The sequence below is a fragment of the Paenibacillus sp. FSL P4-0127 genome (assembly GCF_038007325.1).
Lineage (GTDB): Bacteria > Bacillota > Bacilli > Paenibacillales > Paenibacillaceae > Fontibacillus > Fontibacillus macerans.
The window spans coordinates 1,193,626-1,218,804 of the sequence record NZ_JBBOWY010000002.1 but is presented as its reverse complement, the minus strand read 5'-3'; the positions used below and the strand labels follow the sequence as shown (position 1 = coordinate 1,218,804).

Annotated in this window: 22 protein-coding genes, 1 pseudogene and 1 riboswitch; of the genes and pseudogenes, 10 read left to right on the top strand and 13 right to left on the bottom strand. The window is 57.1% G+C overall.

Annotated elements, in window-relative coordinates; translation table 11 throughout:
• Position 1: 1 nt before the first annotated feature.
• Positions 2-859 carry a TIGR03943 family putative permease subunit gene (locus tag NYE74_RS31790; RefSeq protein WP_341005517.1) on the top strand — a complete coding sequence of 286 codons (858 nt, stop codon included), beginning with the start codon at positions 2-4 and terminating at the stop codon, positions 857-859.
• A 57-nt stretch (positions 860-916) separates the two neighbouring features.
• On the opposite strand, the gene NYE74_RS31785 is transcribed toward NYE74_RS31790, so the two are convergent.
• The gene (locus NYE74_RS31785) at positions 917-1,324 is read right to left on the bottom strand and encodes a NusG domain II-containing protein (protein ID WP_036625008.1); all 408 of its coding nucleotides are present in this window, start codon (positions 1,322-1,324) and stop codon (positions 917-919) included.
• A 106-nt stretch (positions 1,325-1,430) separates the two neighbouring features.
• On the opposite strand from NYE74_RS31785, the gene NYE74_RS31780 reads away from it, so the two are divergent.
• On the top strand, positions 1,431-2,516 hold the full coding sequence (locus NYE74_RS31780) for a CobW family GTP-binding protein (protein WP_170179971.1): 1,086 nt from the start codon (positions 1,431-1,433) through the stop codon (positions 2,514-2,516).
• 232 nt (positions 2,517-2,748) lie between these two features.
• Here NYE74_RS31780 and NYE74_RS31775 read toward each other — a convergent pair whose 3' ends face one another.
• Together NYE74_RS31775 and NYE74_RS31770 are read right to left on the bottom strand one after the other, a co-directional pair.
• Entirely contained in the window at positions 2,749-3,795 is a 1,047-nt protein-coding gene (locus tag NYE74_RS31775) for an ABC transporter substrate-binding protein (RefSeq protein ID WP_341005516.1), read from the bottom strand.
• A 366-nt stretch (positions 3,796-4,161) separates the two neighbouring features.
• Entirely contained in the window at positions 4,162-5,664 is a 1,503-nt protein-coding gene (locus NYE74_RS31770) for a copper amine oxidase N-terminal domain-containing protein (RefSeq protein WP_036625013.1), read from the bottom strand.
• A 231-nt stretch (positions 5,665-5,895) separates the two neighbouring features.
• Positions 5,896-5,939, top strand: a riboswitch (PreQ1 riboswitch).
• A 184-nt stretch (positions 5,940-6,123) separates the two neighbouring features.
• On the opposite strand from NYE74_RS31770, the gene queC reads away from it, so the two are divergent.
• The 6 genes from queC to NYE74_RS31740 all read left to right on the top strand — a co-directional run bounded on the left by queC (position 6,124) and on the right by NYE74_RS31740 (position 10,334).
• Positions 6,124-6,792, top strand: a complete 669-nt coding sequence (gene queC, locus NYE74_RS31765; protein WP_036625015.1) for a 7-cyano-7-deazaguanine synthase QueC — start codon at positions 6,124-6,126, stop codon at positions 6,790-6,792.
• Positions 6,789-7,283 carry a 6-carboxytetrahydropterin synthase QueD gene (gene queD, locus NYE74_RS31760; protein WP_155620496.1) on the top strand — a complete coding sequence of 165 codons (495 nt, stop codon included), beginning with the start codon at positions 6,789-6,791 and terminating at the stop codon, positions 7,281-7,283. Before queC ends, queD begins: the two co-directional genes overlap by 4 nt.
• Positions 7,246-8,010, top strand: a complete 765-nt coding sequence (gene queE, locus NYE74_RS31755) for a 7-carboxy-7-deazaguanine synthase QueE (protein WP_230877144.1) — start codon at positions 7,246-7,248, stop codon at positions 8,008-8,010. The genes queD and queE overlap by 38 nt, the downstream gene beginning before the upstream one ends.
• Before the next feature lie 56 nt (positions 8,011-8,066).
• Positions 8,067-8,564, top strand: a complete 498-nt coding sequence (gene queF, locus NYE74_RS31750) for a preQ(1) synthase (protein WP_036625020.1) — start codon at positions 8,067-8,069, stop codon at positions 8,562-8,564.
• Positions 8,565-8,935: 371 nt separating this feature from the next.
• Positions 8,936-9,907, top strand: coding sequence for a 2-hydroxyacid dehydrogenase (locus NYE74_RS31745; protein WP_036625021.1), 972 nt, complete (start codon positions 8,936-8,938; stop codon positions 9,905-9,907).
• Positions 9,908-10,112: 205 nt separating this feature from the next.
• Positions 10,113-10,334 carry a hypothetical protein gene (locus NYE74_RS31740; RefSeq protein ID WP_124331727.1) on the top strand — a complete coding sequence of 74 codons (222 nt, stop codon included), beginning with the start codon at positions 10,113-10,115 and terminating at the stop codon, positions 10,332-10,334.
• 210 nt (positions 10,335-10,544) lie between these two features.
• Here the strand turns inward: NYE74_RS31740 and NYE74_RS31735 are convergent, their stop codons facing one another.
• Entirely contained in the window at positions 10,545-11,741 is a 1,197-nt protein-coding gene (locus NYE74_RS31735) for an IS4 family transposase (RefSeq protein ID WP_240752336.1), read from the bottom strand.
• A gap of 360 nt (positions 11,742-12,101) precedes the next feature.
• Positions 12,102-13,598 carry an MDR family MFS transporter gene (locus NYE74_RS31730; protein WP_155620538.1) on the bottom strand — a complete coding sequence of 499 codons (1,497 nt, stop codon included), beginning with the start codon at positions 13,596-13,598 and terminating at the stop codon, positions 12,102-12,104.
• Between the two features lie 233 nt (positions 13,599-13,831).
• Between NYE74_RS31730 and NYE74_RS31725 the strand changes: the two genes are divergently transcribed.
• Entirely contained in the window at positions 13,832-14,917 is a 1,086-nt protein-coding gene (locus tag NYE74_RS31725) for a M24 family metallopeptidase (RefSeq protein ID WP_124331750.1), read from the top strand.
• 224 nt (positions 14,918-15,141) lie between these two features.
• Positions 15,142-16,830 carry a methyl-accepting chemotaxis protein gene (locus NYE74_RS31720; RefSeq protein WP_213510491.1) on the top strand — a complete coding sequence of 563 codons (1,689 nt, stop codon included), beginning with the start codon at positions 15,142-15,144 and terminating at the stop codon, positions 16,828-16,830.
• A 76-nt stretch (positions 16,831-16,906) separates the two neighbouring features.
• Here the strand turns inward: NYE74_RS31720 and NYE74_RS31715 are convergent.
• The 8 genes and pseudogenes from NYE74_RS31715 to NYE74_RS31680 all read right to left on the bottom strand — a co-directional run.
• Positions 16,907-17,361: pseudogene (locus tag NYE74_RS31715) on the bottom strand (hypothetical protein); the annotation flags it as partial.
• A 310-nt stretch (positions 17,362-17,671) separates the two neighbouring features.
• Complete coding sequence (locus NYE74_RS31710; RefSeq protein ID WP_155620494.1) at positions 17,672-19,351, bottom strand: cobyric acid synthase; 1,680 nt, start codon at positions 19,349-19,351, stop codon at positions 17,672-17,674.
• Between the two features lie 35 nt (positions 19,352-19,386).
• The gene (gene cobS, locus NYE74_RS31705; RefSeq protein ID WP_155620493.1) at positions 19,387-20,307 is read right to left on the bottom strand and encodes an adenosylcobinamide-GDP ribazoletransferase; all 921 of its coding nucleotides are present in this window, start codon (positions 20,305-20,307) and stop codon (positions 19,387-19,389) included.
• Complete coding sequence (locus tag NYE74_RS31700) at positions 20,304-20,924, bottom strand: bifunctional adenosylcobinamide kinase/adenosylcobinamide-phosphate guanylyltransferase (RefSeq protein WP_036625029.1); 621 nt, start codon at positions 20,922-20,924, stop codon at positions 20,304-20,306. The genes cobS and NYE74_RS31700 overlap by 4 nt, the downstream gene beginning before the upstream one ends.
• 64 nt (positions 20,925-20,988) lie before the next feature.
• Positions 20,989-22,053, bottom strand: coding sequence for a nicotinate-nucleotide--dimethylbenzimidazole phosphoribosyltransferase (gene cobT / locus NYE74_RS31695; RefSeq protein ID WP_341005515.1), 1,065 nt, complete (start codon positions 22,051-22,053; stop codon positions 20,989-20,991).
• Between the two features lie 123 nt (positions 22,054-22,176).
• On the bottom strand, positions 22,177-23,010 hold the full coding sequence (locus tag NYE74_RS31690; RefSeq protein WP_051985639.1) for an ABC transporter ATP-binding protein: 834 nt from the start codon (positions 23,008-23,010) through the stop codon (positions 22,177-22,179).
• The gene (locus tag NYE74_RS31685) at positions 23,007-24,053 is read right to left on the bottom strand and encodes a FecCD family ABC transporter permease (protein ID WP_124331933.1); all 1,047 of its coding nucleotides are present in this window, start codon (positions 24,051-24,053) and stop codon (positions 23,007-23,009) included. Before NYE74_RS31685 ends, NYE74_RS31690 begins: the two co-directional genes overlap by 4 nt.
• Complete coding sequence (locus NYE74_RS31680; RefSeq protein WP_036625032.1) at positions 24,053-25,072, bottom strand: ABC transporter substrate-binding protein; 1,020 nt, start codon at positions 25,070-25,072, stop codon at positions 24,053-24,055. The genes NYE74_RS31685 and NYE74_RS31680 overlap by 1 nt, the downstream gene beginning before the upstream one ends.
• Positions 25,073-25,179: the final 107 nt, after the last annotated feature.

Below are 25,179 nucleotides of genomic sequence, written 5' to 3'. Positions count from 1 at the left end.
GATGAACCACCCCCGCGTGATTCGGGCCCATTATTTCGCCAGATCGCTGATCCTGCTCGGGTTCGCCCTGTTCATCGCTCATCTGTCCAAAGCGGGAGCGCTGAAATATTATATTGCCCCGTCCATGGAACCGTATATCCGCTACTGCCCGATCGCGTTGGTTTTGATGGCCGTGGCCCTGGCTTATCAGGCATTGTTTCAAAAAGCCGCCGTCCTCTGCGACTGCGAGCGCCCGCTGTCCGCGTCAGGCTGGAAAAACGCCGCGGTCTACGGCCTGTTCCTGCTCCCGCTGCTGCTGGGGGCGCTGCTTCCCGATCAGGCGCTCGGCAGCTCCGCCGCCGCCAAAAGAGGGATGAGCCTGACCTCCCCCCTCTCTGCCGCAGAGCAACTGGAGGCGACGTTTAAAGCGCCCGACCCGTACAACGCCGAATTCGCCGAACTGGCCAAGCGGCTGTACCCGGAGGAGATCATCGAGATCCGGCCGGAGATATTCTCGGAAACGGTGGGGGCGATCGAGCTGTTCCAGGATCAATTTCGCGGAAAAAAAGTCAAACTGAGCGGGTTTGTGTACCAAGCGCCGAACGCCCATGAATTTATTCTCGGCCGCTTCCTGGTGATGTGCTGCACGGCGGACGCGGCTCCGTTCGGCGTTGTCGTGACCTCGGCCGAGCCGCTGAGGAATATTCGGGCGGATGCCTGGCTGGAAGTGGAAGGAACGATCGAGCCGCAGATTCGCCAGGGGAAAAACATCATCACCGTCGCCGCCGAACAGATCAAGGAAATCCCCAGGCCGGACACGCCTTACGTGTACCCGAGCGGGGACTCGGTGAAGGTTTGGGAGAGCGGGCAAGACGAATAAAGGAGGAGCCACTAGGAGCGCTGCCTTACATTAGCGTCGGCGGATCGGACGTTGGGGCTACCTTACGTAAGCGTCGATTCCGTCATCATCAGGTTCCCCGCCTCCGGTGCTCACGATCTCCACGTACACCCGGTTGGGAACGCATATGATCGTTTCGCCCGGGCGGGAGATGAAACCCATCTGCATGGAAATTTTTTTCGGGCAATCGGCGTAAACCATTTGAATTCCCTGGTTAAACACCTTTAACGTATTGTGGCCGTATTCCGTCCGGATATCGACCGTTTGCTCCGGACCGTCCAGGGGTACGGTCGCATAAGGTTTTCCATCCACCGTTATAACCGCGTCCAGGGCGGACGGATCAAAGGTTTGCCGGTTTTCCGCAGCGGCCCGGAGCAGCAGCCAAACGGAACCGACCAGCACCAGAAACGCCATCAGCAGCACGTCGCCGCGTTTGAGTTTTAACATAAGCTCATTCCATTCTCGTTGTTTAAACGTAATTGTTACGAATAAACATATATTAGGAGCACGTCTCCCATTTGTCAATGACATGTCCCGAAAGGAGCTTGCAGGTATGCACCCTAACAGTAACACGCCAGGCACGCCGGTCATCATTTTAAGCGGATTTTTGGGCAGCGGCAAAACGACGCTGCTGCTGAAATTACTTGAGGAAGCGGGCAAACGCGGGCTTCGGCCCGGTGTATTAATGAATGAACTCGGGCGGCTCGATATCGACGGCGATCTCGTGTCCCGCGCATCCGGCACGGCCTTTCCGCTGGAAAAGCTGCTGGACGGCTGCATCTGCTGCACGAAAAAAGACGAAATCCAAGGAGCCATCGCCAGCCTGCTGCGGCAATCGCCCGACTTGCTGCTGCTGGAGCTCACCGGCGTGGCCAATCCGGAAGAAATCGTAGAGCAGCTTACCGAGCCGGGGTTGGTCCGCCGGGTCTATCTCCACCGCGTCATTACGATCGTAGATGCCGAGCATGCGCTTGAATACAACAGCATATTCGCCGCCGACAAACAGCTCGTGCGAACGCTGCGCGGTCAGATCGCTACGGCCGATGACCTGATCATCAACAAAACCGATCTTGCCCCCTCCTCCCATTGCGCCAAAGTGGCGGAAATGGCCCGCAAGCACAATGCCGCGGCGCGGATGCATTATGCCGTCAACGCCGCCGTCCCGCTGGGCCCTTTCTTTGAGGGCGTGCAGCCGGTCCCCGGCAAAACGGCCGTTCCGTTGAAGCGCTCCCCTTTCCGGGTGATCGTGCCGGGTCACGCTTATTCTCCCGGAGCACTCCGAAGCGGGCCGGGGAGCGAGCTGCGCGGGAACCCTGCCGGCAACGTATCTTCGGGCGGGCTTAAGGATGATCCCCCCGTTTCCTTCAGCAGAATCCGCACCGTCGTTCTGCCTTTGCCCGAGCCTCTAAGCCTGCCGGCAAGCAAGCTGGAACGTTTCATCAAACAATGGGGCAGCGGCGTACTGCGGGCTAAAGGCTATCTCCGGTTTTCCCGGCAGGAGCAAACGTATCTCCTCCAATTCGCCGGCAAGCGGTTCCGTTGGGAGTCCATTGCCCACAGCGGTCCGCATTACCTCGTACTGATCGGTTATGGGCTGGAGGAAACAGCAATCCGCAAGGAATGGGCTCTGCTCGTTTAACGGTCGCCCGCGGCGCGGGCCGGAGTTCGTTAAACATCTGGCGTGGGTCCTGTATCCGTTGTCCATCGAGATAGGAAGACAGCATCCTAACAACATCCCGCAACATCCCGCAATATCCTGCGCAGCATCCGGCATCCTCCGGTTTCCTCCGCCATCCTTACCGCACACCAAAAAGCCGCTTCCATCAGTCCAAGCGAAGGAGCGGCTTTTTTATGCAAGCAAACGCTCGCGGTTATTTCTGATTTTGGTTTACGACCAAATTGACGAGAATATCCAGCTGTTTCTCCAGGTTCAGCCCGTCAACCATCCAAAACTCTTTGTTGTCCAGCTTATACACATGATTGTTTTTGAGCGCCGGGAGGTTTTTCCAGATCGAACCGTTCATGACCTCTTGCGCGCGTTCCGCCCCGCCGTCCGGCTCATAAACCGTTACGAACATGTGGTCCGCCGCATACTCGGGCAGCACCTCCAGCGAAATGTCCGCCCCTGTCGTCGGGAACACTTCTTTTTCGATTTTGTCAAGCGGCTTCAAGCCGAACATCTCGTACAGGTTGTAGCCGGCATCCCGCGTTTTCGGCCATACCCAGAAATTTTTCGCCCAAATCGAATACGTTCCGACGGTTTCGTCCGGGCCAATGACTTCCTGCAGCTTAGCCTTGGCTTCTTCCGCTTTTTGCTTGTAGCGGGTAATGAACGCTTCCGCCTCTTTCTCCCGGCCAAGCAAGGCGCCAACCGTCTTCACCTCTTCGAGCGGATCGACGCCCTCCCAGCCTGTCGTGGCCAGAGTAACGACCGGTGCGATTTTTTTGAGCTGTTCCACAGTCTCGGCCGGCAGATAAGTAGGCACGATAATGAGGTCTGGCTGAAGCTCCAGCACCTTCTCCACGGATACATCGCCGACATTCTCGACACCTTCCAGCTCCTTTTGCAGCAAAACCGAATTTTCCAGCGCCACCGAGCCGGCGCCAGCCGGCTTCACGCCCAAGGCCGCCAGGTCGCCCAAATGCGTGATCGACACGATCCGCTGCGGATTCGTTGGGATTTCCACTTGCTCCCCTTTATAGTCCGTGTAGACTCTCGTCCCGGCTTGTCCTTCCGATGCTCCGGCGTTTCCGCCCTGCGCATTCCCCGCGGCTCCGCCGTTCGCGGCCCCATTTGCGGGAGCTCCGCCAGCCCCATTCGCCCCGGCGTTTCCGCCTTGACCGCCGCAGGCGGCAAGCACGACGGCCATCAGCATAATTACAGCCAAAGTAAGAAAACGATATTTAAAAGCGTGCATATTTCTAATTGATCCCCCATTCATACCTCTACTGATAATGATTATCATTATATAAAGAAACAGGGATTTAGGCAATAGGAGCCGGGATAAACGTAACGGATACGGGCTGCGCCGGCTCCTGCGAGATGCAAAAATACAGTTCGTTCGCGCCCAATCCCCTGACAATGGCCCGTCAAATGCAAAAGCTTTTGCATTTCGATGGACTATTTCGAGGAAATCTGACAAATATCGCCTGCACTTTTGCATTTGGGGACTATAAAAAATTGTCCCCGCCACCCAAAGTGACAGGGACAATCCCACGCATAAGCTAAAGCTTCAACCAAACGTTAAGACTAAGCGTTAACAAAACGTTAACTAAGCGGCATTTTACTTCCGTTCCACAGTAATCCAGCCTTCGGGGTCGACCTCAACCGTCGCTCCCAGCGCTTCTGCCAGAAAACGCAGCGGCACGTAGGTCGCTCCGTCCTTGTGCACGAACACCGGCCCGCTCAACTGAACGGTCTTGCCGCCCACCACCGCTTGTTTGGAGCCGATCGTCAGGACGATTTCCTCCCCGGTGAGATCGTTGACAACAACGATCCGTTTCGAGCCTTCCGTCCATTTCACTTCGGCGTCGAACTGCTCCGACAAGTAGCGAAGCGGCACGAAAGCAGTGCCCTTTTTATTGATGACTCCGTAATAATCGTTTTTCGAATCGATCACCGCATATTTATGGCCGATCTTCATTTGGTCCTTAAGCAGCTTATAGAGCGGCGTCACTTCTTGGAAATTGCGCAAAATTTGCCCCGGCGTTACCTTTCCGTCCGTCGTGTCAAGCACGCCCGCAGAGGTATCCACCTGATCGATGGCCACCTGGCCGCCAATGTTCCAGACTTCGTTTTCGCTGTGAACCTTGATCGCCGAAATCGGGAGATCTTCCGAGCTGGGGAGCGCTATGTTCAGATCCATCGTTTGCTTGCGGATGTTCAGATTGCTGTCGAAATACAGGTCCAGCTTAAGCACCGTATCTTTGCCAAGCACGGTGGACAATTCCGGCGTATCGTTCAGCAGAACGGCAATATCTTTATCAAAGTCTTTGATGAACTCTTCCAGTTCTTTTTTGATTTCCGGGTAAAGTTCTTCTACAACTTGCGCTTTGGACTGCTGGTCCATCGTTGTTCCCATGTCCCCGGCACCAAACTCGTTAACGGCGTTAACAACAGGAAGTACCATATCATAAAACTCGCCGATCAGCTCTTTCAAACCTTGCTCATCCGTGGACAAGCTGACAAGAAACGGCTTGATCATGCCGACCAGCTCATCGCCGCGGATCTCGGCGTGCAGATTGGTCAGGTTTAACGATTCGCCGTTAACCTGTTCCTGCGTTTGTTTTACGGTGAGGACCGACGGATTCGGGAAATGCTTGAAAATAAGCTCCGCTGTCTTCAACGTTAAATTTTGCACGCCTTCTTCATTCATGCCCATTTCTTTGGACAGCGCGTTATCCAGCGATATGTACAGTGGCTGCTTAGCTCCTTCGATCTGGAACGCAATCCCTTTAGCGGCATCCATCGACATCAGAAACGGGATGTTTCCTCCCTGGAATCCGACCGAGCCTTTGATGGACGCATGATTTTTATCCTGCACCTTGGCGCTGTCAATATTGATAGATAAAGAATTGATCAGTTCGATAGCTGCTTTGTCCTCGGCAGACAAGTTTCCGGAAGCCGGCACCAGTTCCACCTTAAGCGTCTGTCTGGATTCGCTGGATGTCGGGTTCAGGCTGCCGGCCAGCGCCTTGCTGACGTCAAAGCCGCCTACGGCTTGACATCCGGTCAGCACCGCCAATAGCAAAATGACGGGAATGGCCAGCCATTTCATTTTTTTCATCGTTCACCCTCCTCTATATTGATCTATAAATGATCTACTCCATTATCGACGATATCCCCGGTTTTGTGAACAGCTAAATAACATATCACTTCCAAAGAACTACCTGCGTCCGAATCGCATCAGCCCCTTTCCCGCTATAAAAATTGTGTTATAATGAACTTTGTGCCTAATGCCTATTATGAAAGCACCCAATTGAAGAAGAATCCATGCTGGCCGGATCCGGCTTACGGCATGGGAGAGGTTCGAGAACTCCCTCTATAAAAAACTATAAAACGCCCTGTCATATGGAGGGGTTGATTTTGGCGTTCCGTTCATCAGCGCTGCAAGCGCGGAAGGGGCAGCCGAAACACCCGCCGGAACCGGGCTTGTTTTTTTGCGACCAGTTCAAGAACTCTCTTTCTTCTGCCGGCGGCCAAGGCTTGCCGCTTTCAAATCCCAAAGAAGATGGAGGGTTTTTTTATGCTTAAAAACGAAAAAGCGGTCGTCGTCTTTAGCGGCGGTCAAGACAGCACCACCTGCCTGTTCTGGGCGAAAAAGCAGTTCGGCGAAGTGGAGGCCGTGACGTTCGATTACGGCCAGCGCCACGCTCGCGAAATCGAATGCGCCAAGGACATCGCCCAAGAGCTTGATATCAAGCACACGATTCTCGACATGAGCCTGCTCGGCCAGTTGACGCAAAACGCGCTGACCCGCAGCGACATCGCCATCGTGCAAAAGGACGGGGAGCTCCCCAGCACGTTCGTGGACGGGCGCAATCACCTGTTCCTCAGCTTTGCGGCCGTCCTGGCCAAAGGGATCGGCGCCAAGCATATCGTGACCGGCGTCTGCGAGACCGATTTCAGCGGGTATCCCGACTGCCGCGACGTGTTCGTCAAATCGCTGAACGTGACGCTCAATTTGGCGATGGATTACGAATTCGTGATCCACACGCCGCTGATGTGGATCGACAAGGCCGAGACGTGGAAGCTGGCCGACGAGCTAGGGGCCTTCGATTTTGTGCGCGAACGGACGCTCACCTGCTATAACGGCGTCATCGGCGACGGCTGCGGCGAATGCCCGGCCTGCAAGCTGCGCAAAGCCGGCCTGGACAAATACCTGCTGGAGCGTCAGGGGGCGGACAAACAATGAGCCGGACGCCGGGCGAATTTCGAATCGTCGAATCGCTGCAGAAGCTGGGTCGCGACATCGGCAAGGAGCAGCTGCGCTACCACCGGCGCCGCGTTCTCGTCAGCAAGGAATTTACTTTCGACGCCGCCCACCATCTGCATGCCTATGAAGGCAAATGCAAAAATCTGCACGGCCACACGTATAAAGCCGTGTTTGGCATCAGCGCCCTGCCTAACGAGATCGGCATTACCGTTGATTTCGGCACGATTAAGGAGATCTGGAAAAACGAGATCGAAGTTTATCTCGATCACCGTTATTTGAACGAAACGCTGCCGCCGATGAATACGACGGCGGAAAACATGGTCGTATGGCTGTTCGAGAAAATGGAAGCCGCGCTTGGGTCGGAGACCTACCGGAATGTCGTGCTGGAAGGCCGGACGGAGTTCGTCCGCCTGTACGAGACGCCGACCAGCTATGCCGAAGTCAGACGGGAGTGGATGCTGGATGAATAACCCGCCGATTCCCGTGCTGGAAGTGTTTGGACCAACCGTTCAGGGCGAGGGCATGGTCATCGGGCAAAAAACGATGTTCGTCCGCACCGCCGGCTGCGATTACCGCTGCGTCTGGTGCGACTCGGCCTTCACCTGGGACGGCAGCGCCAAAGACGCGATCCGCTTCATGACGCCGGCGGCGATCTGGGAAGAGCTGCGGGAGATCGGCGGCGATCGTTTCTCGCACGTCACGCTGTCGGGCGGCAACCCCGCCCTACTGCCGCAGCTCGCCGGCCTGGTGGCACTGCTGCACGCCAAGGGCGTTGCCATCGCCGTCGAGACGCAAGGCTCGCGCTGGCAGGACTGGCTGGCCGAGATCGAGCAGGTCACGCTGTCGCCCAAGCCGCCGAGCTCGGGAATGGAGACCGATTGGGCTATTCTGGACGATATCGTGACCAAGCTGTCCCATCGCCCCCATCCCTTGGCCGTCAGCCTGAAGGTCGTCGTGTTTGACGAGGCCGATCTCGCCTACGCCAAACAAGTGCACGCCCGCTACCCGGATACGGCGATGTATGTGCAGGTCGGCAATCCCGACGTACGGCGGATGGATATCCGGGAGCATGCCGCCGATCTGCTGCGGCGCTATGAAGCGTTGATCGACAAGGTTGTCGCCTCATCCGAATTGAATAACGTGCGCGTTCTGCCGCAGCTGCATGCCCTCGTATGGGGGAACAAACGCGGCGTATAGTTTTGGCAATTATTTTTTCTATATTGATAAAACCACTTTGCAAAGGAGAGCCAACCATGGCCGGAAGAAAACCTGAAGAAATGCAAGACGTTACGCTGCTGGGCAACCAGGGCGTAAAATATCCGTTTAATTACGCGCCGGAAGTGCTCGAATCGTTTGACAATAAACACCCTTACCGCGACTATTTTGTAAAATTCAACTGTCCCGAGTTTACGAGCCTTTGTCCGATTACCGGGCAGCCGGATTTCGCCACCATCTACATCAGCTACATTCCCGACGTGAAAATGGTGGAGAGCAAATCGCTGAAACTCTACCTGTTCAGCTTCCGCAATCACGGCGATTTCCACGAGGATTGCGTCAACATCATCATGAACGACCTGATCAAGCTGATGGATCCGAAGTACATCGAGGTATGGGGCAAATTTACCCCGCGCGGCGGCATTTCCATCGATCCGTACTGCAACTACGGACGCCCCGGCACCAAATACGAGGCAATGGCCGAACACCGCCTGCTCAATCACGACATGTACCCGGAAAAGATTGACAATCGCTAACGCCTCCCCCTCTCTTTTCTGGTATGATAAAGGTAAGTTTAAGTGTTTGTACGAAATCTTTATAAGTTGAACTAAAAAAAGCGTGGTCAGGCAAGAGGGTTCAATATTCTAAAAGAGTGACATTTTAGAATATTGAACCTTGGGGAAATGATTCTGAAGAAACTCAAAGCTTTCTGCAAGAAAGCTGCATCGAAAGCATACGCTTGGTCGCCTTTGTGAGCGGATTTCTACAATATTTGAATTTAATTCGATTTAATTTTAAACCCGGTCATCGAAATCTGCGAACAACAGCGTTCGTAAGAACATTTCACACGGCTGCCCCACACGTACAATCAATAGTTCAACTTATATAGAAAAGGGAGAGGAGAACCGTGAAGCCACATGTATTTATCGCCAGACCCGTGCCTCCGGAGGTTGAGGCCTATCTCGCCGAACACTGCCTTTGCAGCAAGTGGGACGGCGACGGACCGATTCCCCGCGCGCGGCTGCTCGCAAGCCTAGCCGAAGCGGACGGCCTGCTGACGTCCGGCACCCGGATCGACGCGGAGCTGCTGGAGCATGCTCCCCGCCTGAAGGCCGTCAGCAATATCAGCGTCGGCTACAACAACTTTGACCTGGAGGCGATGAAAGCCCGCGGCGTGATCGGAACGAACACGCCGTCGGTGCTGAACGACACGGTCGCGGACCTGATTTTTGCCTTGATGCTGGCGGTCGCCCGCCGCGTGCCGGAACTGGACCAGTACGTCAAGCAAGGGAAATGGAAACGCGGCGACGACGAAATTTTGTTCGGGCTTGATGTGCACCACAAGACGCTTGGCGTCATCGGCATGGGGGAAATCGGGGAAGCCGTCGCCCGCCGGGGCCATTTGGGCTTCGGCATGGACGTGCTGTACCATAACCGCAGCCGCAAGCCCGGGACCGAAGCCGAACTGGGCGCCGTGTACTGCTCTATGGAAGAGCTGCTGCAAACATCCGACTTCGTCGTCCTGATGACGCCGCTGACCCCGGAAACGCGGGGGCTGATCGGCGAACGCGAGCTTGCCTGGATGAAGCCCACGGCCGTGTTCGTCAACGCCTCCAGGGGGGCGACGGTCGACGAAGCCGCGCTGACCGAAGCGCTGCGGCAAAAACGCATCTACGGCGCCGGGCTCGACGTTTTCGAGCGCGAGCCGATTGCCCCGGACCATCCGCTGCTCGGCTTGCCGAACGTCGTCACCCTGCCGCATATCGGGTCCTCCACCGCGCAGACCCGCCGTCAAATGGCGTTGCTGGCCGCGGAGAACCTGGCCACGGCGCTGGCCGGCGGCACACCGCCGAATGTGGTCAAGGAGCTGCGCTCCTAAAGCCGGTGTGCTACACGGCGTGACTACGCAGTTTGCCTACGCGGCATGCCTACACGCTATGCCTACGCGGCGCGCCTAACACGGCGTGACTACGCGGTTTACCTACGCGGCGTGCCTAATTGCGTGCCTACACGCTGTGACTACACGGCGTGCCTATAGGTGTGACTATAGGCACGCTTATCATGGAAAGAAGCCGCTCCCTGGCATGGACTTGAACGTCCATGTTTCGGGAGCGGCTTTTTCTTTGGGCCAGGGTGGCCGGAAGAACTCCAGCGAAAAAATAAGGCTAAAAAACGCCGCTATTCCGCCGATATCCGCCCGTTTGAGAGAGATAGCGGCAATTTATGCCGCTAATTTCCCCGGCCGCTATCGAAATGCCCGCATTTTGGGCCACCCGCAGGAAGATAAGGACAAAAACTGCCGCTAATGAGGATAAACATGCTTGGCTCCGGATAATAAGTACATAAAATGCACTAGCGTTGCAAGAACACTAACATCAATTTTCAGCAAAACCCACATTTGGATTATTGAAACTATAAACGGATTTTTTTACAGTCATTTTTTAAGCTTAAGACCAAAAAGTCAAGGTTACCTAATGCGTAGGTCGCGATGTCCCATTAAATGTATATAATGGATATTATTTCTTGAACTTGCTTGGCTTAATTATCCCAACCATTGTGCGCACCGATAACGCTTTGGGACCTGACCCCGGACGTCTCCCCGGACTACTTCGACTGGGTTTCCGATCCAGTTCGGTTCGAAAGGATCGCCATGAACGGTACAAATACTCGCGGAGAATCCGGAGCACTTGCCAGTTTGTTTTTGCCGTTTGGGTGCTGTGCCGGATGTGCTCCACGAGCAAGGCAGTAATTAAAGCCAAGAATAATTGGTTCCAAATAGCCTGTGGTTTATGACTGTGCAGCTTCTTCAATCGCAAATGTTGCTTCAGCCATTTAAAATACAACTCGATGAGCCAGCGATTTTTGTAGATCTGCGCGATTTCTTCAGCGGTCTTATCCCATACCGATGTAAAAATACGATAAGTCCGTTCCTGCTCGTCATAAAACTCCACCAAACGAACGGAATGTTCCATGGATCGGAAGGAACTGCCCACGCAAACCTTGGCGTCCCGCGTGATGTTCGAGCCTTCCGGAACAGGATACTCCTCAATGACGGTGGCAAGCGCGCGATCTCGCATACGGATCACAAACTGGATGTTGTCCTGGACCCATTGATCCATCCGGGCATAATCATCATAACCGCGATCCATCACATAAATCGCATCCGAGGGGACGACCAGTTCAACGGCCCCCGCACGATCCCCTACATTGAGCGAACTGGGGATCATGGCATCAGGAAATAGCTTGTCGGGAGCTGTAACAACGAGGCGCAGATGCATCTTGACGCCGCTACTCTTATTTGACATCTTGGCCCAACTTCCAAGTTGAAGCGGCAGTCGAATGCTGGAAGAATCAATGATGTGCAATTTCCCGCTCTGGCCCTGGTGGCAAGCACGTTGCTGTGTTTGTGATGCCAGATGCTGAAACATCCACTCCAACAGCTCCGTTGGGATCTGATCGAGTTTTCGGGATAATTGCGAGCCGCTGATACTCTCCAACTGTAGAAGCTGCTGAAGTTTCGGCTCAGCACGAAGTGCAATTTCCATTTCACCGTAAGATGACCATTGTTTCAACTGAGCATTGATGAAGAGCATGATCGCTTTCATCGTGGTAAGTTTCTTGGTGTAATGGTCGAAGAGTAAACGTTGATGCACATCGATGGGCAGTAAGGAAATCAGTTGACGAATGACCGTTTTAGCTTTAACGTTATCCATGGATGGTCTCCTTTTGTAGAGAGTTATGGACAACGTACCTACCTCTTTACAATAGGAGATTTTTTATGCTTTTTCCATGAAAAATGATCATAATTACCCATATTTAACTAATATTTGATTATTCGCGTTAGGTTTTATGCAACGCTAGTGCATAAAATGCCGCTATTTTGAAGGCCATTTCGTCTAAACCCAGCCTACGGTTCGTTGTTCCAACAGCCAGTTGCCCGCTGGCAAGGTTCGTCGTTCCACAGCTAGCTCAGCCAGCTGCCAGCTCTCAAGCGCCGATTTCTAGTTGACAGAGCGCAACCGCATGGTGCTTTTCTCTCCATCCTGATCATCGTATACTTTGTCTCAAACCATTCAGCCCTGCTGCTTGGACGGCTTGGACGGCCTGGCCGCCGCGCCGCGAACAATCCGGTCCTTGGGCATGGCGATGACGACCATGATGGAACAAACGGCCGGAATCAAAGCCCACATGAAGGTGTGCGCGATCGAACCGGATAAGGCGTCCGTAATTTTATCCAAAATTTCCGGCGGGATCATGGCCCGCTTGTCCGAACTCAGCGCCTCCTGGGCATTGCCGAAGGTGGCCTCTGCTTGTCCCCCTGCTTGTCCCGTTCCGGCAAAAGCCGCCGACATCTTGTCCGCCAGCAGATTGCGCTGCACGATCCCGAAGATCGTAATCCCGAGCGTCATGCCAAGCGAGCGCAGGAAGGAGTTGGTCGACGTCGCCGCGCCGCGCTGCCGCATATCGAAATGATGGACGGAGGCCATGCTGAGCACCGAAAAGGAGAAGCCGACGCCAAAACCCGTCAAAATGCTGAAGACGGTAAGCACCAGGCGCGAGGTGTCGTTCGTCAGCGTGCTTAAGGCGAAAACGCCGCAGACGAAGCAGACGACCGAGATCGCCATAACCGCGCGGTACGACAGCCGGGAAGTCAGCATTCCCCCCATCATGCTGCCGACGACCGAACCGACCATCATCGGCATCAAAATAATGCCTGAGTTCGTGGCCGAACCGCCGAATACGCCCTGCACGAAAATCGGGATGTACACCGTCGCCACGATAAACACGCTGCCGTACAGCAAGGCGAGCAAACAGCTTGTCGCGTAAAGCCGTACTTTGAACATGCCGAACGAAATGATCGGCTCCCGCGCTTTGGTTTCCGCCAGCAAAAAAGCGACAAACAGCACGGCGAAGCCGGCAAACAAAGCGATGATCACCGCCGAGTTCCAAGCGTATTTTTCGCCGCCGAGCTCCAGCGCGAACATCAGGCAAATCACCGCGCCGACGAGGGTAACCGCCCCGCTCCAATCGATTTGCTGCTTCGTGTGCGCAAGCGATTCCCGGTAATATGCGGTGATCAGCAGCAGGGAGACGATCCCGATCGGCACATTGATGTAAAAGACCCAGTGCCATCCCAGCGAATCGGTGATAAACGCGCCGAGCAGCGGGCCGAAAATGCTGGAGGTGCCGAATACCGCCCCAAGCAGGCCGGTCATTTTGCCGCGCTGCTCCACAGGGAAAATGTCATAGATGATCGTAAATGCGATCGGCATCAGCGCCCCGCCGCCGATCCCCTGGATCGCCCGGAAGATGCTGAGCTGCATGATGCTGCCGGCCAGCCCGCACAGGATCGATCCGAGCAAAAACGTGATGATCCCGAACAGGAAAAAGCGTTTCCGCCCGTACATATCGGACAGTTTGCCGAAAATCGGCGTTCCCGCCATCACCGCCACCATATAGGCGGAGGTTACCCAGACGAACTGCTCCATGCCGCCGAGATCGGCGACGATCGTCCCCATCGCCGTCGTCACGATCGTGTTGTCCATGGCCGACATCAGGATCGCCAGCATCAGGCCGATCAGGATGAGTGGGGTTTGATTCTTTTTTTCCGCTGTCAACGTCGTCTCTCCTTTTAGCCAATTGATTCAAATTTTACATAACATAGCTTCTTCCCATTCTATTGAAATTTCCGCAAATGTAAACCATTATTCCGTTAAATTTTACGCCGGCCCCCAACTATCCCTTTTCCAATTATTAGCCTATAATGATATTTGAAACTGCTTGCGAAAGGAAGTATTTTTTAATGAATATGAAATGGGCTGAGCTTGACCGAAAAATGCGCGAATCCGGGATCAGCACCCTGCTGATTACCGATCCGAAACATGTATACTATCTCACCGGATTCCTGAGCAATCCTCATGAACGCTTTCTTGGCGCCGTCCTTCAAGCGGGAAGCGAACCGTTTCTCGTGGTGCCCGCGCTGGACGAGGAAGCGGCCCGGGCGGCGGCGGACGTCGCAGAAATCATCACCCACCAGGACACGGACGATCCATATCTCCTGCTGAAACAGCGTTTGAAGGGGACGATCGGCACGATCGGGTTCGAAAAAGAGCAGGTCTCCGTGGCCAGGTTCGAACAAATGCAGGAAACGCTTGGTTTTTCCCGGTATTTGGACGTTGGCCCGTGGCTGCGTGAGCTTCGCTTCCGCAAAAGCGCGGACGAAGTCGCTAAAATCAAGCGCGCCGTAAACCTGATCGAGCAGGTGCTGACGGAATCGGTACGCCAGGTCAAGGAAGGGGTCAGCGAAAACGAGCTGGTTGCCGAAGTGGAGTATCAAATCCGCAAGCTGGGCGCGGACGGCCCTTCTTTCGACTCCATGGTGCTGTCCGGAGAAAAGACGGCTTTGCCGCACGGCGTTCCCGGAACGCGGCAAATTCGCCGCGGCGATCTTGTCATGTTTGACATCGGGGTTTACGCGGACGGATACGCTTCCGACATCACCCGCACGTTTGCCGTAGGGGAGTTGTCCGATGAACTGGTCAAAATATACGAAACCGTGCTGGCTGCCAACACGGCCGCCATCGAAGCCATCAAACCGGGAGTCAGCTTCGCCTCGATCGACAAAGCCGCCCGCGGCGTGATCGAAGCCGCCGGTTACGGCCGCTATTTTATTCACCGGTTAGGCCACGGGCTGGGCATTGACGTCCATGAATTCCCTTCCGTCCACGGCAAGAACGAACAATTGCTGACGGAAGGCAACGTATTTACGGTAGAGCCCGGGATTTATGTGCCTGGAGTCGGCGGCGTCCGCATCGAGGACGACGTGCTCGTGACCGCCTCCGGCGTGGAAGTGTTGACCGCCTATCCGAAACAGTTGACTTATATCTAACGCTAAATGTAAGAAATCAGAGCCTTCTTCCCCTTCAAAAGGTTGAAAGCTCTGATTTTTTTCTTTTTCGCAAACATTCAGCGGATATTTTTCATTTTCAAAGGGCATTTTTTCCTATAAAATAATACTTATGAACCAGTGGTTAAAAAAAGAGAATCCACGGTTCGGGCATAGGACTATAGACATAAAACACTTATTTTATGGGAGAGATTGGGGAGATTTCCGTGTTAAAAATCAACAGCTCCATCAGCCGCAAATTCATGCTTACGTTTGCAGCGCTTATCGTAGTATCTTCGCTTTTGTTTAGTGTAAGCTTTTATTACATTTCTATGGGAATCATTAGCCAAAACGTGCTGCCGCAATTTGACAAAGTGCTCCTGACCAGTACGCAGGACATTTACAAAAGGCTGGACACGAATCAGGCGATGCAACTGATGAGCGGCAAGGAAAATTCCCGGTTTGCGGTTGAATCCTATTTGACGAAAAGCGCCAAGGAGTTTCATTTAAACAACGCCTACCTGATCCAGCTTCAGGAAAACGGAGCTGCCGTCATCGCCGCCAACGAAAATTCCGGAATGAAAGCCGGCGACCCGTTGGAGATTCAAAACGCCATGGCCGAGACCTCCGATGGCGAAATACATATCAGCGAGCTGTATTCGGACCGGTTCGGTTCGCACAAGACGGCGTTTATCGCGATCCCCGGAAGCAAAGCGGTGCTGGCCATCGGGCTGGACGCCACTTTTATCGATCAGAAGCGGGCGGAAATTTTGCAGATCTGCATCGGTATAACCGCCCTCGTGATCGGAGCCGGGCTGTTGGTCGCATATTTTGTTAGCCGGCGCATCACCAAATCGATCAAAAAGCTGGTTGCCGTTACGGAAAAAATGGCCGGCGGCGATTTCCGGCAGGCGATCGAGGTGGCTGGCCATGATGAAGTCGCTCAGCTTGCCGCAAGCTTCCGTACGATGACGAACCAGCTCAAAGAGATGTTCGCTAAAGTGCTGGACACATCGCAAATCGTCGTGAGCGGATCGGAACATTTATCCCGGTCGGTAGACACGTTTGGGGCGTTGATCACCCGCTCCAACGCAGCGACGCGGGAAATCGAATCCGGCAGTCTGACGATCGCCACGGCCGCCGCCGAGAACGCCCGGGCGATGGAAGAAATTTCGCAGGGCATCCAGCATATCGCCTCCTCTTCCGCCGAGGTCACCGAACGGATCGGACAAGCCGCCGAGGAAGCCGGCGCCGGCAATGCGTTAGCACAAACGGCCGTCGAGCAGATGCAGCTCGTCGAGGAAGCGGCCGGACGCACGCTGGAGCACATCCGCATTCTGAACGAACGGTCCGAATCGATCGCCACCGTCGTCGGCACGATTACAGAAATCACGAAACAGATTAATATTCTGGCGTTAAACGCGGCCATCGAAGCTTCGCGCGCCGGGGAGAACGGCAAAGGCTTCGCCGTCGTCGCCGAGGAAGTGCGCAAGCTGGCGGAGCAGTCCCGGGGGGCCATGGACGAAATCGGCGAATATTTGCTGAGCATCCGCGAGGAATCGGAAAATTCCGTCAGCGCCATGCAGCGCGCCAGCGAGCAGATCGTCTCCGGGACCGGCCGCGTAAAACAAGCCGGCAGAGCCTTCGGCCAACTGACGGAGCTGATCCAAAACATCAATTTAACGATCCAATCGGTGTCCTCTTCCACGCAGCAGGTTTCCGCCGGCACGGAAGAAGTTACCGCCTCGGTTGAGGAAGCGGCCAACATTACGGCCAAATCGCTGGAAAGCATGGAGCAAATCGCCCAATATTCGCAGCAGCAGCTCACCGAGATGGAAAGCCACGCCCAAACCGTGCGCTCCCTTCACGAGCAGGCGCTGTCGCTGCGCGAAGCGGTGGAAAAGTTCCGCATCTAATTGGGCGGAGATGCTCTCCTCCGTATGGGAGCTGCTCCATCTGCCGGCCAGAACGCTTTAGCACTTATGCACCATTCTATACGCTTATGTCGGACAAGCCAGATTTCTCGGGCAGCTCGTTGACGGAAACGATATCCGCCCGTTTTTTCTCCGGCTTCTTCCGGTGCGCATCGTTCCCCGGCAGATCGTCGAACCAGGCGGCATCGTCCGGGCATTCCAGCACCATAAACTTCCCGTATTCGTCATCTCTGGACTGATGGTATTTCAGGTAAGCGAAGCCGTTTTCGATCGCCAAAATTTCGATTTTCCCCGAGGTGCGGCTCATCGACAAACGCTCGCGTTTGCCCAGCCCTGACGTTTTCGCTAGCCGCAAACCTCCGATACGATGAGCAGCGCGGTCGTCCTGTATTTGTGCTGGCAGCCGGGAACGACGTAGTTCGTGTCTTCGTCGGAAGCGTCCCAACGCCCGTACTCCTTCAGTTCCCCGGTGTTCGGGATCACCAGCTTGCGGATCGGGTCCCGGGGATCGTTTCAATCAATCAGCTTCATGCTCAAGACCAAAATCAGTGCTGACAAAATAAATGATAATGGAGATGGGGGGAGGTTGTCCCTCCAAAGCACTTTGCACGATCATCCCTTTAGTTCAGGAAGCATAGTCACCTGGTCAAAGGGGATAATCGTGCAAAGCCTCCGGATAGCGAGTCTCGCTCCAGGCCACGGTCTGTTGCCGGCTTGACTGTCAAGCACTGATGATTAGGTTGAACCAAAAAACAGGGTCAATGATTGATGACTGAACGTATAAAAAATGACCCATCCGCTGCAAACGAGGTTAGCTGACTTCCTAGCCGCCCTTCCTGTTCGCCAGCGCCGGATCGAGCCCGGCGATTTCATAAATTTGCTCCAGCTTCAGATGCCGCCGGACATGCCCAGCGAGGCGGTCGAAGGCCGCTTCCTTGCGGGAGGCCGCCGTGAAGGTCGGGCCCAGGGGATCAAGTCCCTTCGCCGTGCGAATGCCGTCCAACCAGGCCCGCCGCCACGCGTCGTTATGAAACAGGCCGTGCAAATAAGTGCCGAACACGCGTCCATCAGAGCGTGCGGCGCCTTCGGGATGGACTTCGTCCCCGTCCGTAGGCGGCCCGTCGACGGAAGCGGCCATTTCGCGGCGGATCAGGAACATATCGGATATAGCTGAGCCGGCGGAAGCGAAGGCAGAAGCAGAAGATGCCGAAGCGGAAGCTGCCGGCAACCGAACCGTCTCCCCTTGATGGATTTCGTAGCCTTCGATAGGCAAGGCGGCCTGGCCGGGAGGATGCAGCCGTACCGGATGCCCGGTTGCCGTCGTCCCGCGGACGCGATCCGTCTTTTTGCCCGCGCGGAAGGTCGTCGCGAGCGGCAGCCAGCCCAGACCTTCCGCCGACCGCGGCGCATCCGCCTCCACCGCCTCGGGGTCGTGCAAACGCGCACCGAGCATCTGATAGCCTCCGCAGATGCCGGCCAGCTGAGCATGCTCCCGCAACTCCATATGCCGGCGGATGGCTAGATCCCATCCCTGCTCCCGCAGGAAGGACAGGTCTCCGATCGTGTCCTTTGTGCCCGGCAGGATAATCGCGTCGGGCTGCCCCAGGTCGGCGGGCTTGTCCACGTAACGGAGCGATACGTCCGGCTCGGCGGCGAGCGGAGCGAAATCGGTGAAATTGGAAATGCGCGGATAACGGATTACGGCGATATCGACCGCGGCTTGCTCCCCGGCGGATTCCGCCGCCGAAGGATAAGTATCCAAAACGACCGAATCTTCAGCTTCAATATCCAGGTCGGGAAGATAAGGCAACACGCCGAGCACGGGAATGCCGGTGCGCCGCTCCAGCCAATCTAGCCCCGGCTGAAGCAGGGAAAGATCCCCGCGGAATTTGTTGATGATGAAGCCTTTGACTCGGGCCCGCTCCTCCGGCTCCAGCAGTTCCAGTGTTCCGACCAGGAACGCGAACACCCCGCCGCGATCGATGTCCCCGACCAAAATAACCGGCGCATCCGCCCACCCGGCCAGATTCATATTAACGATGTCGCGCTGCTTCAGGTTGATTTCCGCCGGACTGCCGGCCCCCTCCATGAGGACAATGTCGTATTGCCGGCGCAGGCGGTTCAAGGCATCCATCACAAGCGGCTTCGCCTCCGGGAGAAACTTCTCCCGGTAATCCGCCGCGCTGAGACGCTTGAGCGGCTGGCCGTGAACGACGATCTGCGAATGCATGTCTCCGGTCGGCTTGATCAGCACCGGATTCATGTCCGTGGTGGCGGCGATGCCGCAGGCCTCGGCTTGAACCCCCTGGGCCCGGCCGATTTCCCGGCCGTCCGGGGTAACGTAGGAGTTTAAAGCCATGTTTTGGGACTTGAAGGGGGCGGTGCGAAACCCATCCTGGGCGAAAATGCGGCAGAGCGCCGTCACGATGACGCTTTTCCCGACATCCGAGGCCGTACCCTGCACCATAAGCACCGCGCCGTTCACCGTTTCTCTATTTTCCATCCGCTTCCTCTCCCTTCCGTTTTGCGCGCCAGCGATTACCGGAATATCAAAACCGCCAACAGCAGCAGCGCCGCTTCCAGACCTTCGTTCAGCGCCCCGTAAGTGTCGCCGGTTAGACCGCCGAGCTTGGCGCTCATCCAGCGGGCCGCCCGGGTTCCCGCCGCCCAGGCCAGCACCGGGTGCAGGCAGGCGTACAGCAGCAATTCCGCCAAGGCCGGTTCGATGCGGCCGCGATGGGCGGCCTCTGTTCCCGGCAGCGCCGCTGTCTGCGATAGCGCATCCGTCGCCGGCAGCATAGCCAGCAAGACGATCAGCAGCACAGCGGGCAGCAGCGCCGCCGCGGTCAATACGATCGCCCAAGCGGTTGCTCCCCGCGCATCGCGGGCCCCCAACCCGCGGAACTGCCCGGCCAAGCCTTCCCCTTGGCGGGCGTTCGGCCACAACCGCATGGCCCGGGTCATAAACCAGCGGCTCCAAACGGGCGCCGTCAGCAGCGCGGCCCCGGTTTGCCAAACGCCGCCCTGCAGCAGGGAAGCCAGCAGCGAAGCCTTCAGCATAAGCAGCAGCACACAGGCGAGCACCCCCATCGCTCCGACCCGGCTGTCCTTCATAATTTCCAGCATTTTTTCCCGGGGCCGGTAGCTGAGCAAGCCGTCGGCCGTGTCCATCCAGCCGTCCAGATGCAGCCCGCCGGTGACCCAGACCCAAACGATCAGCGCCAGCACGGCGGCGGGAAGCGGCGGCAGCAGCCACGCCGACAAAACCGCGGCGGCCCAGACGCTAAGCCCCACGGCCGCCCCGACAAGCGGGTAATATCGGACGCTTCGCCGCAGCAACTCGGGCGTGAAATCGAGCTCGGCCCGGACCGGAAACCGCGTCAAAAATTGGAAAGCAGCCAATATCGGCTGCCCCGGGCCGCTCTGCTCGTTCTGCTTGTTCTTGCTCTCATCGCTCATAGCCGGTACTCCCTGCTTTTCAACTCGATCGGAATGCCCGCCGTCACGAGAAACACCTGTCCGGAAATGGCGGCCATCCTGCGGTTCAACCGGCCCGCCAGATCGCGATACAGCCGGCCCAAGGGGTATTCCGGCACGATTCCGTTCCCCACCTCGTTGGTGACCATCACCAGCGTGCCGGGGAAAGCTTCGGCCGCGGCAGCCAGCCGCCCGATTTCCCGCTCCATGACCTCAGCCGCGTCGGACCTTTCCCCCTGCTCAAGCAGCATGTTTGACAGCCATAACGTGAGGCAGTCGACGAGCACGACGGCCGCGGCGGACGAGCCGGCCTTTTCCGTTCCCTGCCGGTCCATCCCGGCCGCTTCCGCCCCGCCTGCCCGCAGCTCGTCCCCTAATGCCGTGAGCTTTTCCGCCAGCCGCAACGGCTCCTCCAGCGTCGTCCAGGTGAATCCGCTTTGTTCCCTTTGCTGCCGGTGCAGGGCGATCCGCTCGGTCATTTCTTCGTCGAAAGCTTGCCCGGTCGCGATATACAACGCGGCTTCCGCGTGCTTCATAATCCAGCGCTCGGCAAACGAGCTTTTGCCGCTGCGGGCGCCGCCCGTGACCATTACTTTCATCGCTTTACCCCCAAACTCATGTTGACTGTCACCGCGATTTCAGCCGGGCAGCGCCCCGCCCATTTTACCGGTCGCCGCCCGTGGAAATCCCCGCGCTCTCAAAGGTCGCCATCTCCCGCACGATCCGGCTCGCCGCGTCCACCAAATGCAGGGCGAGCACCCCGCCGGTTCCCTCGCCGAGCCGCATGCCAAGCTCCAGCATCGGCTCGAGCTTCAGCTCCCGCAGCAGCTGGTGATGCCCCTGCTCCGCGGAGACGTGGGATGCGATCATATACCCGGCCGCTTCCGGCGCAAGCCGGCTTGCGGCAAGCGCGGCCACGCTGGATATAAAGCCGTCGATCACGACGGGGCAGCGGCTTTTCGCGGCACCAAGAATGACTCCGGCGAGCCCGGCGATTTCCAGGCCGCCCACTTTGGCGAGCACGCCGAGCGGATCTCCCGGGTCCGGGCGATTGATCTCCAGGGCGCGCCGCACGACTTCGATCTTGCCGCGCAGCCGTACATCGTCGATCCCGGTCCCCCGGCCGACGCTTTGCTCCGGCGAAATCGCGGTCAAAGCGCTCATCATCGCCGCGCTGGCCGTCGTATTGCCGATGCCCATCTCGCCCGTAACGAACAGGCGGACGCCGCGGGATGCCGCTTCCTCCACGAGCCGCGCTCCGATCAGCACGGCCGCCTCCGCCTCCTCCCGGGTCATCGCCGGGCCTTTGGACATATTGGCGGTGCCGTACCGCACTTTCCGCGACACCAAAGCCGGATGCGACAGCTCCGCGTTCACGCCGATATCAACGCACACGACGTCGGCGCCGGCCTGGCGCGCCAGTACGTTCACCGCTGCTCCGCCGGCGAGGAAATTGCCCACCATCTGCGGCGTCACTTCCGCCGGAAAGGCGCTGACGCCTTCCTCGCAAACGCCGTGGTCGGCAGCCATCACAAACACCGTGCGCCGCGGGAACTCCGGCAGCGCTTCGCCCGTTATGCCGGCCAGCCTGACGGCCAATTCCTCCAGCTTGCCGAGGCTGCCGGGCGGCTTCGTCAACCGGCCCAAGCGTTCCTCGGCGGCAGCCATTGCCGCCGCATCAAGCCTGCCGATGCTCCCTGCAAGTTCCAAAATAGCGTTATGCCCCATGATTGTTCTTCCCTCCCTCGTGGTTCATCCATTCAGTTCATCTATTCGGTTATTTGTTTGGCTCATCCGCCCGCTTTATTTGCCCGCTTCATCCGTTCGTATCTCAAGCCGGCCTTTTCCTCCTCAGCCGCCGGTTTCGCCGCTCCTAATCCCCTTGGCCTCCCCGCTTTCCGCCTTCCTTCGCTGTAGAAGCAGCTGCGGCACTCCGCTGTCCGGATGCGGCACCCGGTGCGCCTTCACTTGATAAACCTTATCTACCATAGCCGCGGACAAAATGTCTTCCGGCGGCCCCTCCGCCACAACGCACCCTTCGCTCAGCACCAGGAGACGGTCGCAAAACAAAGCGGCCAGGTTCAAATCATGCATCACGGCCACGACCGTCAGCCCTTCCTCCCGCTGCCATCCTGAGACCAGTTCCATGAACTGCATTTGGTAGCGAAGGTCCAAATACGTCGTCGGTTCATCGAGCAGCACCAGCTCCGGCTGCTGCGCCATCACCTTGCCGAGCGCGGCGCGCTGGCGTTGCCCTCCGCTAAGCGCGCTTAGCGGCCGGTGCTCCAGCGCGCTCAGCTCCAGCTTATCCATAATTTCGCCGAGCAGCCGCCGGGAGCCCTCCGGTCCGTCCTTCTCCCTGCCGCGCCAGTCCTGATACGGAAAGCGCCCCATCTCGACCACGTCGCGGACGCTGTACGAAACCGGAGGCAAACCGTCCTGCTGCAGGACGGCGATTTTCCGCGATAACGCCTTGCGGCCATAGGAAGAGAGCGGACGTCCGTCCAGCGCGATCTCCCCAGCGCCCGGCCGCTCCACACCGGAAATCAGATTGAGCAGCGTCGTTTTGCCGCTGCCGTTAGGTCCGATCAGCCCCCAAAATTCGCCCTTTCGCACGCTCCAGGTTACATCGTGGAGAACCGCCTGGCGGCCGTACGTTTTGGAAACTTTTTTCACCTCGATCAACGCAGTTCCCCCTCCCGCTCCTTCTTTTTCCGGTGCAGCAAATAGCCAAAGAAGGGGGCCCCGACAAAAGCGGTAACGATGCCAAGCGGGATCTCCGTCGGCGTCAGCAGGGAGCGGGCCGCAAGATCGCTCCACATCATAAATATCCCGCCGCCAAGCGCGGACAGCGGAATAATCAGACGATAATCGGGCCCGGTTATCAGGCGGATCATGTGCGGAATGACCAGGCCGACGAAGCCGATAACGCCGGACACCGACACGGCCGCCGCCGTCATCAGCGTGGCTGCCAGCAGCACGGTCAGCTTCGTCCGCTCCACGTTCAGCCCCGAATGCGCCGCCTGACGTTCGCCGAGCGCCAGCAAGTTAAGCGTTCCGGCCCGGCTCCACAGAAACACCCCGCCCACCAGCAAATACGGGAAAAGGATGGCCGTATACGACCATCCGCGCAATGACAAGCTGCCCATCGTCCAATATAAAATTTCATTGACCGTTTGCTTGGACATCGCCGTCAAAAACGACACCACCGCGCCAAGGAACGACTGCATGACGACACCGGACAAAATCAGGCTTTCAATCGGAATTTTCCCGTTTTCGCGCGCCAGCCAAATGACGATCCACAGCGTGATCGCACCCGTCAGGAAAGCGACCGCCGGCAGCGTAAACACCCCGAGCAACGAAAACTGCCAGCCGAAAAAAATAAGCACGGCCGCGCCGATCGCCGATCCCGACGAAACCCCGAGCGTAAACGGATCGGCCAGCGGATTGCGCAGCACGCCTTGAAAGCCTGCCCCGGCCACCGCAAGCGTGGCGCCGACCAGCATCCCCAACAAAACGCGGGGAAGGCGCACCTGTAGGACGATTTGCTCCGAGGCCACGCTCCAGTCCGCCGTGATCCAGCTTCCCGGGCCGGGAATCCGGTGCAGCAAAATGCGGGCGATATCGCCGAGCGGCAGCGATACCGAACCGATTCCGATGCAAAACAGCAGCGTTACGGCCAGCAGCGCCAGCAGAACGGTCCCGTAACCGGCCAGCTTACCGGTCATCATGGCTGAATCAGTTCCGGATAAATCGCTTTGGCTACCTCAATTAATCCTTGCGTCACCCGCGGACCCGGGCGGCTGAGCAAATTGTCGTCCAGCCCGACGACGCGGTCTTCCTTGATCGCGGCAATTTGATCCCAACCGGCGCGTCCTTTGATAATGTCCGCCAGCGTGCGATTGTTTTTGTCGACGACGCTTTTGGCGTACAGGATCACGTCCGGATTCGCTTTAATGATGTTCTCCTCGTTGATTTCGCTCCAGCCCGCAATGTCGGAAGCTACATTAACGCCGCCGGCCAGGGTGATCATTTCGTCCATGAACTCGCCCTTGCCGACCGTCCAGCCCGGCGAAAATTCGATGTACACTTTTTTCTTCTGATCCTCAGTCAGCGATTTGACCGCATCGGTCACCCGGCTCAATTCCTGCTGCATTTGGCCGACGACTTCTTCAGCTTGGGCCTGATGATCGGTGATCTCGCCGATTGCCTTGATGTGCTCCATCACGCCGCTCACCGTTTTCGGATCGGACTGGAACACCTTGAACCCCAAATCGCTCAAGCTTTTGACCGTCTGTTCGTCGATCAGGCTGGCCGCCACGATCAGGTCCGGCTGCGCGGCGACGATCGCCTCTACGTTCACCTTGAAACCGCCCATTCTAGGCTTGTCCTTCACCGCTTCCGGATAATCGTCCAAATCCGAAACGCCGGCGATCTGCTGATCGAGCCCGAGCGCGAACAGCGTCTCCGTCTCCGACGGGGCCAGAGAAACGATTTTTTGCGGCGCCGACTCAAACGTAAATTCCGTTCCGCTCGAATCCTTCAGCGTCAGCGGATACACCGTCCGTTTGGCGCCCTGTTCGCCCTGTGCTCCGTTTCCGGCATTCGAACTTGCATTTTGCCCGGTTTGGCCTGCGGCGTTGCCCGCCGCTCCTTGGCCGCCCGCGCCTTTATCCTGGCCGCAGCCCGCCAATAACAGCGCCATCGCCAGCAGCGCGATCCCCCATAAATTCAGCCATTTCTTCATCAATATCTCTCCTCTGCTCTGCATTTCTTCCGGGTGTTCCAAAGCCTACTGACACGCCCGAATCTAAGCGATGCGTACGGCACCGGGATTTACCCGTTCAAACAAGA